We start from the raw sequence: 18,554 nt of genomic DNA, 5'->3' as shown, positions 1-18,554 counted from the left end.
GGTAAACATTCACGGAGAGTTTGATCCTGGCTCAGGACGAACGCTGGCGGCGTGCTTAACACATGCAAGTCGAACGGTGAAGCCCTTCGGGGTGGATCAGTGGCGAACGGGTGAGTAACACGTGGGCAATCTGCCCTGCACTCTGGGACAAGCCCTGGAAACGGGGTCTAATACCGGATATGACCTTCCTCTGCATGGGGGAGGGTGTAAAGCTCCGGCGGTGCAGGATGAGCCCGCGGCCTATCAGCTTGTTGGTGGGGTAACGGCCCACCAAGGCGACGACGGGTAGCCGGCCTGAGAGGGCGACCGGCCACACTGGGACTGAGACACGGCCCAGACTCCTACGGGAGGCAGCAGTGGGGAATATTGCACAATGGGCGAAAGCCTGATGCAGCGACGCCGCGTGAGGGATGACGGCCTTCGGGTTGTAAACCTCTTTCAGCAGGGAAGAAGCGCAAGTGACGGTACCTGCAGAAGAAGCACCGGCTAACTACGTGCCAGCAGCCGCGGTAATACGTAGGGTGCGAGCGTTGTCCGGAATTATTGGGCGTAAAGAGCTCGTAGGCGGCCTGTCGCGTCGGATGTGAAAGCCCGGGGCTTAACCCCGGGTCTGCATTCGATACGGGCAGGCTAGAGTGTGGTAGGGGAGATCGGAATTCCTGGTGTAGCGGTGAAATGCGCAGATATCAGGAGGAACACCGGTGGCGAAGGCGGATCTCTGGGCCATTACTGACGCTGAGGAGCGAAAGCGTGGGGAGCGAACAGGATTAGATACCCTGGTAGTCCACGCCGTAAACGTTGGGAACTAGGTGTTGGCGACATTCCACGTCGTCGGTGCCGCAGCTAACGCATTAAGTTCCCCGCCTGGGGAGTACGGCCGCAAGGCTAAAACTCAAAGGAATTGACGGGGGCCCGCACAAGCAGCGGAGCATGTGGCTTAATTCGACGCAACGCGAAGAACCTTACCAAGGCTTGACATATGCCGGAAACACCTGGAGACAGGTGCCCCCTTGTGGTCGGTATACAGGTGGTGCATGGTTGTCGTCAGCTCGTGTCGTGAGATGTTGGGTTAAGTCCCGCAACGAGCGCAACCCTTGTTCTGTGTTGCCAGCGAGTAATGTCGGGGACTCACAGGAGACTGCCGGGGTCAACTCGGAGGAAGGTGGGGACGACGTCAAATCATCATGCCCCTTATGTCTTGGGCTGCACACGTGCTACAATGGTCGGTACAAAGGGCTGCGATGCCGTGAGGCGGAGCGAATCCCAAAAAGCCGGCCTCAGTTCGGATTGGGGTCTGCAACTCGACCCCATGAAGTTGGAGTTGCTAGTAATCGCAGATCAGCATGCTGCGGTGAATACGTTCCCGGGCCTTGTACACACCGCCCGTCACGTCACGAAAGTCGGTAACACCCGAAGCCGGTGGCCTAACCCGTAAGGGGAGGAGCCGTCGAAGGTGGGACCAGCGATTGGGACGAAGTCGTAACAAGGTAGCCGTACCGGAAGGTGCGGCTGGATCACCTCCTTTCTAAGGAGCAATATGCCGCTTGCAGGCGAATGTCCTGCACGGTTGCTCATGGGTGGAACGTTGACTATTCGGCACAGGAAGCGATCGGAACGCTAGTACTGCCTCTTGGGGCGTGGAACGCGGTCGGTGAGTGACTGTGTCGGGCACGTTGTTGGGTCCTGAGGGAACGGAAGTTGCCTCATGGATGCCGGCCTCACTTGAGATCATCTTCGGGTGGTTGAGGGTGTGTGACTGGTCGTTGTTTGAGAACTGCACAGTGGACGCGAGCATCTGTGGCCAAGTTTTTAAGGGCGCACGGTGGATGCCTTGGCACCAGGAACCGATGAAGGACGTGGGAGGCCACGATAGTCCCCGGGGAGCCGTCAACCAGGCTTTGATCCGGGGGTTTCCGAATGGGGAAACCCGGCAGTCGTCATGGGCTGTCACCCATACCTGAACACATAGGGTATGTGGAGGGAACGCGGGGAAGTGAAACATCTCAGTACCCGCAGGAAGAGAAAACAACCGTGATTCCGGGAGTAGTGGCGAGCGAAACCGGATGAGGCTAAACCTTGAGCGTGTGAGACCCGGCAGGGGTTGCGCTCAGGGGGTCGTGGGATTTTTCTTGACCGGTCTGCCGGCCGGTCGGCGAGTCAGAAACCGTATGGGTAGTCGAAGGACATGCGAAAGGTCCGGCGTAGAGGGTAAGACCCCCGTAGACGAAATCTGTACGGCTCGTTTGAGAAACTCCCAAGTAGCACGGGGCCCGAGAAATCCCGTGTGAATCTGGCGGGACCACCCGCTAAGCCTAAATATTCCCTGGTGACCGATAGCGGATAGTACCGTGAGGGAATGGTGAAAAGTACCGCGGGAGCGGAGTGAAATAGTACCTGAAACCGTGTGCCTACAAGCCGTGGGAGCGTCGTTCGCCAGCTTGCTGGCGGGCCGTGACTGCGTGCCTTTTGAAGAATGAGCCTGCGAGTTTGCGGTGTGTAGCGAGGTTAACCCGTGTGGGGTAGCCGTAGCGAAAGCGAGTCCGAATAGGGCGTCTGAGTTGCATGCCCAAGACCCGAAGCGGAGTGATCTAGCCATGGGCAGGTTGAAGCGCGGGTAAGACCGTGTGGAGGACCGAACCCACCAGGGTTGAAAACCTGGGGGATGACCTGTGGTTAGGGGTGAAAGGCCAATCAAACTCCGTGATAGCTGGTTCTCCCCGAAATGCATTTAGGTGCAGCGTCACGTGTTTCTTGCCGGAGGTAGAGCACTGGATAGGCGATGGGCCTTACCGGGTTACTGACCTTAGCCAAACTCCGAATGCCGGTAAGTGAGAGCGTGGCAGTGAGACTGTGGGGGATAAGCTCCATGGTCGAGAGGGAAACAGCCCAGAACACCGACTAAGGTCCCTAAGCGTGTGCTAAGTGGGAAAGGATGTGGAGTCGCAGAGACAACCAGGAGGTTGGCTTAGAAGCAGCCACCCTTGAAAGAGTGCGTAATAGCTCACTGGTCAAGTGATTCCGCGCCGACAATGTAGCGGGGCTCAAGCACATCACCGAAGTCGTGTCATTGCAACGTATAGGGCCAACGCCTGTTGTGATGGGTAGGGGAGCGTCGTGTGCCGGGTGAAGCGGCGGTGGAAACCAGTCGTGGACGGTACACGAGTGAGAATGCAGGCATGAGTAGCGATACAAGAGTGAGAAACTCTTGCGCCGATTGACCAAGGGTTCCTGGGTCAAGCTGATCTGCCCAGGGTAAGTCGGGACCTAAGGCGAGGCCGACAGGCGTAGTCGATGGACAACGGGTTGATATTCCCGTACCCGCTTTGAAGCGCCAACGCTGAACCTCTTGATGCTAAACCCGTGAAGCCGTCCCGGAGCCTTCGGGCAAAGGGAAGTGGTGGAGCCGGTGACCCAACGGGGTAGTAGGTGAGCGATGGGGTGACGCAGGAAGGTAGTCCAGCCCGGGCGGTGGTTGTCCCGGGGTAAGGGTGTAGGCCGAGTGATAGGCAAATCCGTCACTCATTGAGGCTGAGACCTGATGCCGAGCCGATTGTGGTGAAGTGGATGATCCTATGCTGTCGAGAAAAGCCTCTAGCGAGTTTCATGGCGGCCCGTACCCCAAACCGACTCAGGTGGTCAGGTAGAGAATACCGAGGCGTTCGGGTGAACTATGGTTAAGGAACTCGGCAAAATGCCCCCGTAACTTCGGGAGAAGGGGGGCCATTCCTGGTGATGACTCTTGCAGTCTGAGCTGGGGGTGGCCGCAGAGACCAGCGAGAAGCGACTGTTTACTAAAAACACAGGTCCGTGCGAAGCCGTAAGGCGATGTATACGGACTGACGCCTGCCCGGTGCTGGAACGTTAAGGGGACCGGTTAGCTTGGATTCGTCCAGGCGAAGCTGAGAACTTAAGCGCCAGTAAACGGCGGTGGTAACTATAACCATCCTAAGGTAGCGAAATTCCTTGTCGGGTAAGTTCCGACCTGCACGAATGGCGTAACGACTTCTCGACTGTCTCAACCATAGGCCCGGTGAAATTGCATTACGAGTAAAGATGCTCGTTTCGCGCAGCAGGACGGAAAGACCCCGGGACCTTTACTATAGCTTGATATTGGTGTTCGGTTCGGCTTGTGTAGGATAGGTGGGAGACTTTGAAGCGGCAACGCCAGTTGTCGTGGAGTCGTCGTTGAAATACCACTCTGGTCGTGCTGGATGTCTAACCTGGGTCCGTGATCCGGATCAGGGACAGTGTCTGGTGGGTAGTTTAACTGGGGCGGTTGCCTCCTAAAGGGTAACGGAGGCGCCCAAAGGTTCCCTCAGCCTGGTTGGCAATCAGGTGTTGAGTGTAAGTGCACAAGGGAGCTTGACTGTGAGACTGACGGGTCGAGCAGGTACGAAAGTAGGGACTAGTGATCCGGCGGTGGCTTGTGGAAGCGCCGTCGCTCAACGGATAAAAGGTACCCCGGGGATAACAGGCTGATCTTCCCCAAGAGTCCATATCGACGGGATGGTTTGGCACCTCGATGTCGGCTCGTCGCATCCTGGGGCTGGAGTAGGTCCCAAGGGTTGGGCTGTTCGCCCATTAAAGCGGTACGCGAGCTGGGTTTAGAACGTCGTGAGACAGTTCGGTCCCTATCCGCTGTGCGCGTAGGAGTGTTGAGAAGGGCTGTCCCTAGTACGAGAGGACCGGGACGGACGAACCTCTGGTGTGCCAGTTGTTCTGCCAAGGGCATGGCTGGTTGGCTACGTTCGGGAGGGATAACCGCTGAAAGCATCTAAGCGGTAAGGCTCCCAGTAGACGACTGGGTTGATAGGCCGGGTATGGAAGCCTCGTGAGGGGTGGAGTTGACCGGTACTAATAGGCCGAGGGCTTGTCCTCAGACGCTCGCGTTCACTGTGTGGTTCCCGGGTAGCGAACAGCTATCGCCGGCGAACAAGAAACACTTATTCAACTGAAAAGTGTGTTTCGCTGAATACCCGATAGGGTTTCGGTGGTCATAGCATGAGGGAAACGCCCGGTTACATTCCGAACCCGGAAGCTAAGCCTCATAGCGCCGATGGTACTGCAGGGGGGACCCTGTGGGAGAGTAGGACGCCGCCGAACAATTATTCAAAGCCGCGGCCCCAGCGATTTCGCTGGGGCCGCGGCTTTTTTGTTTTTCGCGAACGCGCACAACGAGGCCGGTCAGACCGGGTCCCCCTCCCGCCCAGGCGCGGAGGGTTCCCGGATGCCGGACAATGGAGTAGGCGCATGGCCAGGAGGCCGGCGCCGATACCGCGGCGGCAGTTCACCTGCCGGATACGCGGTGGAGCTGAAGAAGCAGAAGGAGTCACCAGATGTCCAACCAGTCCCAGGACCGTCCTGAGCGCCGATCGGACGGCGGCCGTGGCTACGAGCCCCGGTCCCGTGGGGGCTGGTCCAACGACCGCCAGGGCGGCGGTGGCGGTGGCTTCCGCCGTGACGACCGTCGCGATGACCGTCCGTCGGGTGGCTACCGGGGTCGTGACGACCGTCCGTCCGGTGGCGGCTTCCGCGACCGTGACGACCGTCAGGGTGGTGGCGGCGGTGGCTACCGTCGTGACGACCGTCCGTCCGGTGGTTTCCGCGACCGCGATGACCGTCAGGGTGGCGGCGGCAGCTTCCGCCGTGACGACCGTCCGTCGGGCGGTTACCGGGGTCGTGACGACCGTCCGGCCGGTGGCGGCGGCTTCCGTGGCGGTCGTGACGACCGTCCCGCCGGTGGTGGTTTCCGTCGCGATGACCGTCCGTCCGGTGGGTTCCGTGACCGTGACGACCGTCAGGGTGGCGGTGGCTTCCGTGGCGGCCGTGACGACCGCCCGGCCGGTGGTGGCTTCCGTCGTGACGACCGCCCCTCGGGTGGGTTCCGTCGTGACGACCGTGATGACCGTCCGCGTCGTGACGACCGCCCGTCCGGTGGTTTCCGTGACCGCGATGACCGTCAGGGTGGTGGCGGCTTCCGTGGCGGCCGTGACGACCGCCCGGCCGGTGGTGGCTTCCGTCGTGACGACCGCCCCTCGGGTGGGTTCCGTCGCGATGACCGTGATGACCGTCCGCGTCGTGACGACCGCCCGTCCGGTGGTGGCTTCCGCGACCGTGACGACCGTCAGGGTGGCGGCGGCTTCCGTCGCGACGACCGTCCCTCGGGCGGCTTCCGTGGCGGCCGTGACGACCGTCCCGCCGGTGGCGGCTTCCGTCGCGACGACCGCCCGTCCGGTGGTTTCCGCGACCGTGACGACCGTCAGGGTGGCGGCGGCTTCCGCCGTGACGACCGTCCCTCCGGTGGTGGCTTCCGCCGCGATGACCGCCCCTCGGGTGGTTTCCGTGACCGCGATGACCGTCAGGGCGGTGGCGGTGGTTTCCGTCGCGATGACCGCCCGTCCGGTGGTTTCCGCGACCGTGACGACCGCCCCGCCGGTGGCGGTGGCTTCCGCCGCGATGACCGTCCGTCCGGTGGTTTCCGTGACCGCGATGACCGTCAGGGTGGCGGCGGCGGTTTCCGTCGCGACGACCGTCCCTCGGGCGGCTACCGGGGCCGTGACGACCGTCCGGCCGGTGGCGGCGGCTACCGAGGCGGCCGTGACGACCGCCCGTCCGGCGGCTACCGCGGCCGCGACGACCGCCAGGGCGGCGGTTTCCGCCGTGACGACCGTGACGACCGGGGCGGCTACCGCCGCGACCAGGACGACCGTCGGGGCAACTACGAGCCCGTCAAGCGTCTGCCGATCCCGGAGGACGTCACGGGCTTCGAGATCGACGCGGACGTGCGTCAGGAGCTCAAGAGCCTGCCCAAGACCCTCGCCGACGACGTCGCCCGCAACCTGGTGATGGTCGCCCGCCTGCTCGACAGCGAGCCGGAGGAGGCGTACCAGTACTCCCGCGTCGCGCTCCGCCTGGCCTCGCGCGTGGCGGCCGTCCGCGAGGCGGCCGGCTTCGCCTCGTACATGACGCAGCGGTACTCCGAGGCGCTGACCGAGTTCCGCGCCGCCCGCCGGATGACCGGTCGTGCCGACCTGTGGCCCGTGATGGCCGACTGCGAGCGCGGTCTGGGCCGCCCGGAGCGCGCCCTGGCGATGGCCGGCGAGCCCGAGGTCAAGCAGCTGGACAAGGCCGGTCAGGTCGAGATGCGCCTGGTCTCCGCCGGTGCCCGCACCGACATGGAGCAGTTCGACGCCGCCGTCGTCACCCTGCAGAGCCCGGAGCTGGCCTCCAGCTCGGTGCAGCCGTGGACCGCGCGTCTGCGGTACGCCTACGCCGAGGCCCTGATCGCCGCGGGCCGGGCCGACGAGGCCCGCGACTGGTTCGCGAAGGCCGCCGAGGCCGACACCGAGGGCAGCACCAACGCCGCGGAGCGGCTGGCCGAGATCGACGGTGTGGAGTTCACCGACGCGCTCGACCCGGAGCTGGCCGAGGAGACGGCCGAGCAGGCCGAGGCCCCGGCGAAGAAGCGCGCCGGCGAGGTCACCGACGACCGCGTGATCTTCGAGGACGAGGAGGACGTCGAGGAGTTCTACGACGAGGACGACCTCGAGATCGACGAGGACTTCGACGGCGTGGTCCCCGCGCGCGAGTCCAAGGACGCGGAGAAGGCCGAGAAGGCTGACAAGGCCGAGGGGACCGACCAGGTCTGAGCTCCGCGGCCGCGGTGACACGAGTGAGGCCCTGCCGTTCCCCCGAGGGGGAGCGGCAGGGCCTCATCGCGTTCGCGGGTTGACGCCCCCCGAGGGCGTCAACCCAGTTCGAGGTTGCGCAGCACCAGCCCGGTGGCCGGCTTCGGCCCGAAGGAGGTGGACTTGCGCGGCATGGTGACGCCCTGTTCGGCCAGGCGCCGCACCACGCTCTCCTTCACGGGGTGCAGCAGGACGGCGGTGCCGCCGGTGCGGGCGGCCTCCCGTTCGGCGGAGTCGGCGGTGTGCAGGTAGCCGATGTCGTCGGGACCGTCCGGGACGTGCCAGGTGTGGTCGAGCAGGGTGGAGTGCAGGACGGTGGCGTCCAGGCGGCGCCACTCCTCGGGCCGGTCGTGCGGCACGGTGGCGTCGAGCAGGGCTTCCTCGGGCTCGCCGACGAGCCAGAAGACGCCGTCCCCGCCGGTCAGGACGAAGCCGTTGCCGCCGTGGCGCTTCTGCTCGGCGAGGGCCTGGAGGGCGGTGGTCAGCGGGCCGGGCACCTCCTTGACCCGCCAGTGGTCGCCGAGCCCGTCCAGTGCCTCGGCGATCGGCAGGCGGTACAGCACCCGGTGGATGGCCCGTACGCGCAGCGGGTAGCGGGCGGTGTCCACAAGCAGCACCAGGCCCCGGTCCCAGGGGCTGCGCGGCAGGTGACGGTGTTCGCGCTGGAGACGCAGGTACATCTCCCAGCGGTGGTGGCCGTCGGCGATCAGTGCCCGGCAGGTGGCGAGGTCGCGGCCGATCTCGGCGATGTCCTCGGGGTCGGTGACGGCCCACAGGCGGTGGTGGGTGCCGTCGCTGGTGGCGGTGGAGAGCAGGGGCTCGCCCCGGACCGTCCGTTCGATGACCTCGGAGGCGGCGCCCTTGCCGCGGTAGGTGAGCAGCAGCGGTTCGAGGTTGGCACGGGTGGTGCGCATCAGGCCGACGCGGTCGGCGACCGGGCGGGGCATGACGTCCTCGTGCGGGAGGACGACGCCGGCCTCGCGGCCGCTGACGGCGAGGGCGCCGATCAGGCCGCGCTGGAGCAGTTCGGGAGAGTCGGTGGTGGCGGGAAGGCGCTGTTCGTAGACGTAGAGAGCGGGTTCGGTATCGGGTGAGAGGACGCCCTCGCGCTGCCAGTCGGCGAGCAGCCGCGCGGCGTGGCGGTACTTGGTGTCGCGATCAGGTCGGTCGCCGGCGTCCTCCGGCTCGGGTCTGGGAAGGATCAGCCGGACGACGTTGTACGGGTCGGCGGTCTCGAGGTCCAGCCGACGCCCGGGGTCGACCACGTCGTAGGGCGGGGACATCACCGCGGCGAGCGCACCGACCCGGTCGGGGACGTAGCGCAGACCTCGGAAGGGGGACAGGGACAGTCCTGCGGCGGCGACGTGCCCGGGATCTCCGGGGCCGCCCTCGGGAGTCTCGACTCCGTCGTATGCACTGGGTGTGCTCATTCTGGGCATCGTAACCGGGTACGCGTTGTTGAGAGATCGGAACGCCCGCCTCCGCGGGCGCGGGAGTTCGACCGAGGGCGAGGTACGGCGTGGACGACGGTCAGGACCGGCTGGGCGACGGGCGGGACGGGACGGGCGGCGGGGTCCCGCCGCAGAGCCGGGGAGGAGAGCCGACCGGCGACGAGTACGACTGGTTCCGGCGCGGCGCCAGGCTGTTGTCGCAGGGCAACGCGGCCGCCGCCGAGCAGCTGCTGGCCAGGGCGGCGGCCGCCGAGCCGCACTCGCGCAGCATCCGGGAGTCGCTGGCGCGGGCCCAGTTCGACGCGGGCTCGTACGCGGCGGCGCTGGAGAACTTCAGGGCCGTGGCACTGGCCGATCCGTCCGACGACTACGCTCAGTTCGGGTGGGGCGTCGCGGCGGCCCGGCTGGGCGACTTCGAGACCTCCGCCGAGCACCTGGCGCTGGCCGTGGCGATGGCGCCCGGCAACGACCACTACCGGGCGGCGCTGCGGCAGACCAGGGCGACCCTGGCGGCCCGCGCCGGGGCCTACGGCCCGCTGCTGCCCGGGGCGCCCGGGTACCTGGAGCCCGGGGCGGAACGACACGACGGCAGTGAATGAGGTAGCGCAGGCATGAGCGAGACGGCCACCACCGAGCGACGCACCGCCCCCGGCGGCAGCGCGGCCCCGCTGACCGGGGCGTACGACACGGCGCTGCTGGACCTGGACGGCGTGGTGTACGCAGGCCCGCACGCGATCGAGCACGCGGTGGATTCGCTGGACGCGGCGCGGGCGGCGGGGATGCGGCTCGCGTACGTGACCAACAACGCCTCCCGGCCGCCCAGCGTGGTGGCCGAGCACCTGACCGGGCTGGGCGTGCCGGCCGAGCCGGCGGACGTGATCAACTCGGCGCAGGCCGCCGCCCGGGTCGTCGCCGAGAAGGTGCCGGCCGGGGCGAAGGTGCTGGTCGTCGGCGGGGCCGGGCTGGAGGAGGCGCTGGCCGAGCGCGGTCTGGTCGCCGTCCGCACGCTGGCCGAGGAGCCGCAGGCCGTCGTCCAGGGCTACGACCCCACGGTCGGCTGGGCGCAGCTGGCCGAGGCCGCGTACGCCGTCCAGAGCGGGCTGCCGTGGGTGGCCTCGAACACCGACCTGACCATCCCGACCGCGCGCGGCATCGCGCCGGGCAACGGGACGCTGGTCGCGGCGGTGCGGGCGGCGGCCGGGGTGGACCCGGTGGTGGCGGGAAAGCCGCAGCCGCCGATGCACCGGGAGACGGTGCTGCGCACGGGTGCGCGCCGGCCGCTGGTGGTCGGCGACCGGCTGGACACGGACATCGAGGGCGCGTTCAACGGCGGGGTGGACAGCCTGCTGGTCTTCACCGGGGTGACCACCCCGGCGGAGCTGCTGGCGGCCCCGGCCGAGCACCGGCCGACCTACCTGGCGAAGGACCTGCGGGGGCTGCTGACGGCCCACCCGGAGGTGGCGGCGGAGGGCGCCGGGTTCGTCTGCGGCGGCTGGACGGCGACGGCCGAGGGCGGCGTGCTGCGGCTGTCGGGGGCGGGGGACCGCTGGGACGGCCTGCGGGCGCTGTGCGCGGCGGCGTGGACGGCGCTGGACGCGGGCGCCGGGGCGGTGGACGGCGGGAAGGCGCTGGCGGAGCTGGGGTTCTAGGACGTTCCGGGACGTTCCGGGACGCCCGCTCAGAGGAGCGTGCGCAGGCGCAGCAGGTCGCGGAATCCGGCCTCCAGCCGGACGCGGCCGCTCGCCCAGGCGGCGGCGAAGTTGAGCCCGCCGCCGACGAGGGCGACCAGGTCGTCGCTGGTCATGGTGAGCCGGATCTCGGCCTTCCCGGCGGGCGCGCCGGGGGTGGAGACGACGTCCTGGATGCTGCCGTCGCGCAGGCGGCCGGTGAAGGTCAGGTCGAGGTCGGTGATCCGGCAGCTGAGCGAGCGGTCGAGCGCGGCGGCCTTGCGGACGTCCCCGGTGGACTTCGCCATGTTCCGGCTGAGCTGCTCCAGGGCCTCGCGGCACTGTTCGGCGTTGGCCATGGCCTCTGGTCCATCCCCGGGTCGTGACGGTGACTGAAGGGGCCACGGTACCCCAGGGCGTGTTTGGCGGTAGCGTCGTGCGTGGGAACGGCCCGGGACGGCCCGGGCGGTCAATGGCGACGGAGCGATGCGCGCAGGCGCTGAGGAGGCACCCGGATGCTGCCGAGGACGGTGCGGGGAGCGGTGGCGGCCGCCGCCGTGGTGGTGGAGGAGGTCGGCAGGCGGGTCACCGCCACGGCGGCGACGGTCCTGGAGAGGACCGGGGTCGACGTGGCCGAGGTGGAGCGCCGGTTCGGCGGCCAGTTCCCGCCCACCGCCGAGCAGTTGCAGACCCTGGCCGGGGAGGCGTTCACCGCCGGGCGTGCCGGGGTGGACCTGGCGGTCGGGGTGGCGCGCGGCGAGGTGGAGAAGGTCTTCGAGAAGGTCGGGGACCAGGTCACCAAGGTGGGCGTGGTCCTGGCCTACCTGGAGAGCAAGCTGCGCGAGGTCGAGGCCGAGGAGGAGGCGCAGCCCGCGCCGGATCCGTACGCGACGGAGGCCCCGGCGCCCCGGGCGGACGACCTGTTCGGGAGGGGCTGGGAGGAGCGGGCCGACGAGCCGGTCCTGGCCGAGCGGGTGGAGGTGGACGAGCCGGTGGAGGTGGACGAGCCGGTGGAGGTCGACCCGCCGGTCCCGCCCGTCGCCCCGGTCGTGCCCGCCGCGCCTGCCGCGCCGGTGCGCAGGGCTTCCGCGGAGAAGGTCGCCGCGAAGAAGGCCGCGGTCAAGAAGACGGCGGCGAAGAAGACCACCGCGAAGAAGACGGCGGCGAAGAAGGCCACGGCCTCCGAGGCGACGGTGAAGCAGCCGACCGCGAGGAACGCGGCCGCGGCGAAGAAGGCCGCCGTCAAGAGGACGACCGTGCGCAAGGCCACCAGTCGGAAGCAGCCCGATGGCGAGTGAGCCCGGCGGGGCCGATCCGACCGCCGACCCGACCGCCGAGGTGACCGGCCCGCTGGGCGTGGAGTTCACCGCGACCGGGCACCCCGGGGTGGACGCGGCCCTCGCCCGGCTGGAGGCGTTGGACGGGGTGCCGGCCGAGGCGCACGTCCCGGTGTACGAAGATGTTCACCAGCGGCTGGTGGACACGCTGGCCGCGCTCGACCAGGACTGATCGCAACCCGCACCACCCGTAGGAGCTGAAGTACCAGTGGCAGTGGCACGACGCCGACTCGACGCGGAGCTGGTCCGCCGCAAGCTGGCCCGGTCGCGCGAGCACGCGTCCGAGCTGATCGCGGCCGGCCGGGTGACGGTCGGCGGGACCACCGCGACCAAGCCGGCCACCCAGGTGGAGACCTCGGCGGCCGTCGTGGTGGCCAAGGACGAGAACGACCCCGACTACGTCTCGCGCGGCGGCCACAAGCTGGCCGGCGCGTTCGCGGCCTTCCTGCCGCAGGGCCTGGTGGTCGAGGGCCGCCGTGCGCTGGACGCGGGCGCCTCCACCGGCGGGTTCACCGACGTGCTGCTCCGCACCGGGGCGGCCCACGTGCTGGCGGTGGACGTCGGCTACGGGCAGCTGGCCTGGTCGCTGCAGAGCGACGAGCGGGTGACGGTGATGGACCGCACCAACGTGCGCGAGCTGACCCTGGAGGCGATCGGCGGCACCCCCGTCGACCTGGTGGTCGGGGACCTGTCCTTCATCTCGCTGGGCCTGGTGCTGCCCGCGCTCGCCGCCTGCGCGGCCGAGGACGCGGACCTGGTGATGATGGTCAAGCCGCAGTTCGAGATCGGCAAGGAGCGCCTGGGCAGCGGCGGGGTGGTGCGCAGCCCGCAGCTGCGCGCCGAGATGGTGCGCCAGGTCGCGGGGCAGGCGTGGGAGCTGGGCCTGGGTGTTCGCGGGGTCACCGCGAGCCCTCTGCCCGGGCCGTCCGGGAACGTCGAGTACTTCCTCTGGCTGCGGCGTGACGCCCCGCAGTTGGACCCGGCGGAGGCGGACCGGGCCGTCGCGGAGGGCCCTGGGTAGGCTCCTCAGCGGACGTCCGGTCCGTCATGCTGGGTGGCGCGACCGAACCGGGGCTCAGGGCGCCCGGCAGGCGTAGGGAGCCGGCAGGCGTAGGGAGAGGGCAGCGGCATGAGCGATGAAGAACGTACGGTCTTCCTGATCGCGCACACCGGGCGGGAGGCGGCGCTGCGCAGCGTCGAGGCGCTGGTGCACGGGCTGCTCAAGGCGGGTATCCGGATCAGGCTCCTCGCCTCCGAGGCGGAGGGGCTGGACCTGCCCGAGGGGGTCGAGAAGGTCGTCGAGGGGCCGCGGGCGGCGGACGGCTGCGAGCTGATCCTCGTCGCGGGCGGGGACGGGACGCTGCTGCGCGGCGCGGAGCTGGCGCGCGAGCACGGGCTGCCGATGCTCGGGATCAACCTGGGGCGGGTCGGCTTCCTGGCGGAGGCCGAGCGGGACGACCTGGCCGTGGTGGTCGAGCGGGTGGTCGACGCCGACTACGAGGTCGAGGAGCGGATGACGATCGACGTCCTGGTGCGCACCAACGGCGATGTGGTGCACCGGGACTGGGCGTTGAACGAGGCGTCGATCGAGAAGGCGTCCCGGGAGCGGATGCTGGAGGTCGTGACGGAGGTGGACGGCCGTCCGGTCTCCAACTTCGGCTGCGACGGCGTGGTGTGCGCGACCCCGACCGGTTCCACCGCGTACGCGTTCTCCGGCGGGGGCCCGGTGGTGTGGCCGGAGGTGGAGGCGCTGCTGATGGTGCCTATCTCCGCGCACGCGCTGTTCGCCCGGCCGCTGGTGACCTCCCCGGATTCGGTGCTGGCCGTCGAGGTGCAGCCGAAGACCCCGCACGGGGTGCTCTGGTGCGACGGGCGGCGTTCGGTCGAACTGCCCGCCGGGGCACGGGTGGAGGTGCGCCGGGGGCAGACGCCGGTGCGGCTGGCCCGACTGCACCGGGCGCCGTTCACGGACCGGCTGGTCGCCAAGTTCGCGCTGCCGGTGACGGGTTGGCGCGGGCGATCCAACACGGAGCACTGACGGTCCGTCAGGTTCGTTACGGGGGCGGCGGCTGGGTGTCGTCGGCGGTGACGAAGCGTGTGCCGGAGGCCGCGCGGGCGGCCAGGTCGGCGAGCCGGTCGACGGCGGCGGGCACGGCCGCGGCGGGGACGGTGAACGGGATGCGCACGTGGTGCTCGAAGGCGCCGTCCGAGCCGAAGCGGTTGCCGGCGGCGATCCGCACCCCGTGCTGCTCGCCGGCCCGGGCCAGCGCGGCGCCGGAGAGGGTGCCGGTGGAGACCCAGAGCACCAGGCCGCCGGGCGGCAGGTGGAAGCGCCAGTCGGGCAGCCGCTCGGGCAGGGCGGCGGCGAAGGCGTGCGCGGTGGCGCGCAGCCGGGTCGACTGTTCGGCGCGGATCCGCGCCAGCGGCTCGCCGAGCAGTTCGGTGGCGATGAGCTGCTCGAGGACCGGGCTCCCGGCGTCGCTGTAGACCCGCTCGGCGGCCAGCCGGCGCACCAGCTGGGGCGCGGCCCGTACCCAGCCGATCCGCAGGCCGCCCCAGAGCAGCTTGGCGGCCGAGCCGACGGTGATCACCTGGGCGGCGCGGTCCAGGGCCGCCGTCGGGCGCGGCAGGGGCTCGGACTCCGGTACGCCCCAGCCGAGTTCGGCGGTGGTCTCGTCGACCACGACGAGGGTGCCCGAGGCGCGGGCGGCGGCCAGCAGCTCGCGCCTCGGCTCCTCGGGGACGAGGGCGCCGGTCGGGTTGTGGAAGTCGGGGATGACGTAGGCCACCTTGGGGGAGGCCCCGCGCAGCACCTGGCGCCACTCGGCGAGGTCCCACTCCGGGAGGGGCGTCCAGGCGAAGGGCACGGGCACCAGGCGGGCGCCGTTGAGCCGCAGGGCCTGCAGGGTGTGGGCGTAGCTGGGCGCCTCGACGGCGACGCGGTCGCCGCGGCCGACCAGCAGCCGCTGGACGAGGTGCAGGCCCCCCATGGCTCCGGTGGTGATGAGGATCTGGTCGGGCGTGGTCGCCAGCCCGCGCTCGGTGTAGCGGCGGGCGACGGCCTCGCGGAGCACCGGCAGGCCCGTGGGGTAGTGGCCGTGCCCGGCGGCGTAGTGGGGCAGGAGCTCGACGGCGCGGGCGGCGGCCAGGCCGAGCCAGGGCTGGGGGGCGGGCAGGGCGGCGATGCCGAGGTCCAGGGTGGTGCCCTGCTCGTGCGGGGGGAGGGGGTGCAGGGCGTCGGTGGGCGGCGGGGTGCCCTCGGGCAGGGCCGTCCAGCTGCCGGAGCCGCGGCGGCTGCGCAGGTAGCCCTCGGTGCGCAGGGTCTCGTAGGCGGTGGCGACGGTGGTGCGGCTGAGGTCGAGGCCGGCGGCCAGTTCGCGTTCGGCGGGCAGCCGGGCGCCGACGGGCAGCCGGCCCTCGGTGACGAGCAGCCGGATCTGCGCCGCGAGGGTCCGGTAGGCGGGGCGGCGGGCGCCGGAGGGCTCGGGCAGCCGGGTGGCGGCCAGCAGCCGGGCGAGCGCGGGCGGGGTGACGGTGGTGTGCCAGTCGGCCATCGGTGGCGGTTTCCAGTCCACTTGCTCGCGATTGGCCCTTGGGTGGGCCGTTTTGGCCCGCCCATCATGGCAGGGCGGCCGTCGGGCCGCCATCGCCGGAGCCGCCGCCTCGGTGGTGCAGCACCACCGCAGGAGCACCCGTTGGCCGCCACGACCACCCCGACCCCGAGCCCGACCTCGAGCCCGACCATCGAGACGACCGGAACGACCAGAACGACCGGAACGACCCGCCCGGGCCTGGCCGTCCGCGTCCTCGGCGACACCCACGCCCTGGGCCGGCGCCTCCCGCAACTCGCCGTCGGCCTGGTGCTGTACGGCGCCAGCATGGGGCTGATGCTCCGCTCCGGCCTCGGCCTGGACCCGTGGGACGTCCTCCACCAGGGCCTCCAGCGCAGCATCGGCCTCTCCGTCGGCGCCTGGGTGACGATCATGGGCGCCCTGGTGCTGCTGCTGTGGATCCCGATGCGCCAGCGCCCGGGCGTGGGCACCGTCGCCAACGTGGCGGTGATCGGCGCGGCCATGGACCTCACCCTGCGCCTGCTCGACGCGCCCGGGGGCCTGCCGGCCCGGATCGCGCTGATGGTCGGCGCGGTCCTGCTCAACGGCCTGGCCACGGGCCTCTACATCGGCGCCCGCCTGGGCCCCGGCCCGCGCGACGGCCTGATGACGGGCCTGCACCGGCGCACCGGCCGCTCGCTGCGCCTGGTGCGCACCGGGATCGAGGTCACCGTGCTGGTGGCGGGCATCCTGCTCGGCGGCACCGCCGGGGTCGGCACCGTCCTGTACGCGCTGGCGATCGGCCCGCTGGCCCAGCTGTTCCTGCCCTGGTGCACCGTGCCCGGCCCCGTCGGGACCCAGGCGGAAACGACGGCGGAAACGACGGCGCAAACGCCCCGGAAGGGATGAACTTCGAAGCACGGAGTTGCCGCGCGCCGTTGCCGCTCGTCGCGCGCCGGGGGTGGAACCTCGTAAGGTCGTCTCCGTGTTGGACGAGATGCGGATACGGGATCTTGGGGTCATCGACGACGCGGTGGTCGAACTCGCCCCCGGCTTCACCGCCGTGACCGGTGAGACCGGCGCAGGCAAGACCATGGTCGTCACCAGCCTCGGCCTGCTGCTCGGCGGCCGCGCCGACCCGGGCCTGGTGCGCAACGGCGCCGGGCGGGCCGTGGTCGAGGGCAGGCTCGAGCTGCCGCCCGGCTCCCCGGTGGCGGCCCGCGCGCTGGAGGCCGGGGCGGAACTGGACGACGGCGCCCTGTTGGTCAGCCGCACCGTCTCCGCCGAGGGCCGCTCCCGCGCGTTCGTCGGCGGCCGGGCCGTGCCGGTCGGGCTGCTCGCCGAGCTCGGCGAGGAGCTGATCGCCGTCCACGGCCAGACCGACCAGCAGCGCCTGCTGCGCCCGGCCCGCCAGCGAGGCGCCCTGGACCGCTACGCGGGCGAGGCCCTCGCCGAGCCGCTGGCCCGCTACCGGGAGACCTACCGCGAGCTGCGCGAGGTCTCCGCCACCCTGGAGGAGCTGACCACCCGGGCCCGCGAGCGCGCCCAGGAGGCCGACCTGCTGCGCTTCGGCCTGGACGAGATCGCCGCCGCCGAGCCCGTCGCCGGGGAGGACGTCGAGCTGGCCGCCGAGGCGGAGCGCCTCGGCCACGCCGACGCGCTGTCCTCCGCCGCGACCCTCGCCCATGCCGCCCTCGCGGGGGACCCGGCCGACCCGGAGGCGCTGGACGCGGGCACCCTGCTCGGCCAGTCCCGCCGCGCCCTGGACGCCGTGCGCCACCACGACGAGCGCCTGGCCGCCCTGGCCGACCGCCTCAACGAGGTCGGCTACCTGCTCGCCGACGTCGCCGGGGACCTCGCCGGCTACGCGGACGACCTGGACGCCGACCCGGTGCGCCTGGCCTCCGTCGAGGACCGCCGGGCCGTCCTGGCCCAGCTGCTGCGCAAGTACGGCGGCGAGGAGAACACCCTCGCCGAGGTCCTCGCCTGGGCCGAGGAGGGCTCCGTCCGCCTCCACGAGCTCGACGGCGACGACGACCGGATCGACGAACTCGGCGCCCAGGAGACCGAACTGCGCGCCCGGCTCGCCGAACTGGCGGCCGAGGTGTCCGCCGCCCGGCAGGCCGCCGCCGGCCGTTTCGCCGCCGCCGTCTCCGCCGAACTCGCCGAACTGGCCATGCCCCACGCCCGGGTGACCTTCGCGATCAGCCAGGTCGACGACCTGGCCGGCCTCGAGGTCGACGGCCGCACCGTCGCCTACGGCCCGCACGGCGTCGACGAGGTCGAGGTGCTGCTCGCCCCGCACCCGGGCGCCCAGCCCCGCCCGATCGCCAAGGGCGCCTCGGGCGGTGAGCTCTCGCGCGTCATGCTCGCCGTCGAGGTGGTCTTCGCCGATGCCGACCCCGTCCCCACCTACCTGTTCGACGAGGTGGACGCGGGCGTCGGCGGCAAGGCGGCCGTGGAGATCGGCCGCCGACTGGCCAAACTGGCCGAAAGCGCCCAGGTCGTGGTCGTCACCCACCTCCCGCAGGTCGCCGCCTTCGCGGACCGGCACCTGGTGGTGGAGAAGACCAACGACGGCACCGTGACCCGTTCCGGCGTCAAGGTGTTGAACGACGAGGAGCGGGTGCGCGAACTCTCTCGGATGCTGGCCGGACTGGAGGATTCCGAGTTGGGCCGCGCCCACGCCGAGGAACTCCTCGCCGCCGCCAGGAGCCCGCGCCACCGGTGATCACGCGTCGGCGGTCCTGAGTACGCGACGGCGACGCGCCCCGGTGGCGCCGACTGTCCAAGAGGGCCGCCGACCTGGCATGGTGGCGGCTGGACACTGGCCTTCCAGTCCCCGAGCGCCGCCCGTGGG

General features: G+C 70.0%; 12 protein-coding genes, 3 rRNA genes and 1 pseudogene. 13 read left to right on the top strand and 3 right to left on the bottom strand.

What is annotated here, in order from left to right; genetic code table 11:
- Positions 1-8: 8 nt before the first annotated feature.
- The 5 genes and pseudogenes from IH61_RS41895 to IH61_RS41890 all read left to right on the top strand — a co-directional run bounded on the left by IH61_RS41895 (position 9) and on the right by IH61_RS41890 (position 7,649).
- A 16S ribosomal RNA gene (locus IH61_RS41895) occupies positions 9-1,525 on the top strand.
- Between the two features lie 274 nt (positions 1,526-1,799).
- Positions 1,800-4,878: ribosomal RNA gene (locus IH61_RS0133765) — 23S ribosomal RNA — on the top strand.
- Between the two features lie 108 nt (positions 4,879-4,986).
- Positions 4,987-5,103, top strand: a 5S ribosomal RNA gene (gene rrf, locus IH61_RS0133760).
- The 16S, 23S and 5S rRNA genes sit together here, the layout of an rRNA operon.
- A gap of 794 nt (positions 5,104-5,897) precedes the next feature.
- A pseudogene (locus IH61_RS0133755) lies at positions 5,898-6,554 on the top strand (RNA helicase); the annotation flags it as partial.
- A gap of 183 nt (positions 6,555-6,737) precedes the next feature.
- A complete protein-coding gene (locus IH61_RS41890; RefSeq protein WP_234327444.1) occupies positions 6,738-7,649 on the top strand; it encodes a tetratricopeptide repeat protein in 912 nt (303 codons plus the stop codon).
- A 98-nt stretch (positions 7,650-7,747) separates the two neighbouring features.
- Here the strand turns inward: IH61_RS41890 and IH61_RS0133745 are convergent, their stop codons facing one another.
- Entirely contained in the window at positions 7,748-9,118 is a 1,371-nt protein-coding gene (locus IH61_RS0133745) for a DUF1015 family protein (protein ID WP_078911599.1), read from the bottom strand.
- Positions 9,119-9,207: 89 nt separating this feature from the next.
- Between IH61_RS0133745 and IH61_RS0133740 the strand changes: the two genes are divergently transcribed.
- Together IH61_RS0133740 and IH61_RS0133735 are read left to right on the top strand one after the other, a co-directional pair.
- Positions 9,208-9,738 (top strand): tetratricopeptide repeat protein, encoded by a 531-nt coding sequence (locus tag IH61_RS0133740; protein ID WP_199823426.1) that lies wholly within the window; start codon positions 9,208-9,210, stop codon positions 9,736-9,738.
- Positions 9,739-9,750: 12 nt separating this feature from the next.
- Positions 9,751-10,788: an HAD-IIA family hydrolase gene (locus IH61_RS0133735; protein ID WP_031076972.1), complete on the top strand. Its 1,038-nt coding sequence runs from the start codon at positions 9,751-9,753 to the stop codon at positions 10,786-10,788.
- A 29-nt stretch (positions 10,789-10,817) separates the two neighbouring features.
- Here the strand turns inward: IH61_RS0133735 and IH61_RS0133730 are convergent, their stop codons facing one another.
- On the bottom strand, positions 10,818-11,165 hold the full coding sequence (locus IH61_RS0133730) for an alkyl sulfatase C-terminal domain-containing protein (protein ID WP_031076970.1): 348 nt from the start codon (positions 11,163-11,165) through the stop codon (positions 10,818-10,820).
- Between the two features lie 156 nt (positions 11,166-11,321).
- Here IH61_RS0133730 and IH61_RS47415 point away from each other — a divergent pair, with 156 nt between their 5' ends.
- The 4 genes from IH61_RS47415 (at position 11,322) to IH61_RS0133710 (ending at position 14,181) form a co-directional block, all read left to right on the top strand.
- Complete coding sequence (locus IH61_RS47415; RefSeq protein ID WP_031076968.1) at positions 11,322-12,104, top strand: hypothetical protein; 783 nt, start codon at positions 11,322-11,324, stop codon at positions 12,102-12,104.
- A complete protein-coding gene (locus tag IH61_RS41885) occupies positions 12,094-12,315 on the top strand; it encodes a hypothetical protein (RefSeq protein ID WP_051838516.1) in 222 nt (73 codons plus the stop codon). The genes IH61_RS47415 and IH61_RS41885 overlap by 11 nt, the downstream gene beginning before the upstream one ends.
- A 42-nt stretch (positions 12,316-12,357) precedes the next feature.
- Positions 12,358-13,164 carry a TlyA family RNA methyltransferase gene (locus tag IH61_RS0133715; RefSeq protein ID WP_031076967.1) on the top strand — a complete coding sequence of 269 codons (807 nt, stop codon included), beginning with the start codon at positions 12,358-12,360 and terminating at the stop codon, positions 13,162-13,164.
- A gap of 108 nt (positions 13,165-13,272) precedes the next feature.
- Positions 13,273-14,181: an NAD kinase gene (locus IH61_RS0133710; RefSeq protein WP_031076965.1), complete on the top strand. Its 909-nt coding sequence runs from the start codon at positions 13,273-13,275 to the stop codon at positions 14,179-14,181.
- A gap of 16 nt (positions 14,182-14,197) precedes the next feature.
- Here IH61_RS0133710 and IH61_RS0133705 read toward each other — a convergent pair whose 3' ends face one another.
- A complete protein-coding gene (locus IH61_RS0133705) occupies positions 14,198-15,697 on the bottom strand; it encodes a PLP-dependent aminotransferase family protein (RefSeq protein WP_031076962.1) in 1,500 nt (499 codons plus the stop codon).
- 237 nt (positions 15,698-15,934) lie between these two features.
- On the opposite strand from IH61_RS0133705, the gene IH61_RS0133700 reads away from it, so the two are divergent.
- Positions 15,935-16,603, top strand: a complete 669-nt coding sequence (locus IH61_RS0133700) for a membrane protein (protein ID WP_051838520.1) — start codon at positions 15,935-15,937, stop codon at positions 16,601-16,603.
- A gap of 88 nt (positions 16,604-16,691) precedes the next feature.
- On the top strand, positions 16,692-18,425 hold the full coding sequence (gene recN, locus IH61_RS0133695; RefSeq protein ID WP_031076958.1) for a DNA repair protein RecN: 1,734 nt from the start codon (positions 16,692-16,694) through the stop codon (positions 18,423-18,425).
- Positions 18,426-18,554: the final 129 nt, after the last annotated feature.

This window comes from Streptomyces sp. NRRL WC-3742 (assembly GCF_000720635.1).
GTDB lineage: Bacteria > Actinomycetota > Actinomycetes > Streptomycetales > Streptomycetaceae > Kitasatospora.
The sequence above is the reverse complement of the archived record's forward strand: the minus strand, read 5'-3'. Positions and strand labels throughout refer to the sequence as shown.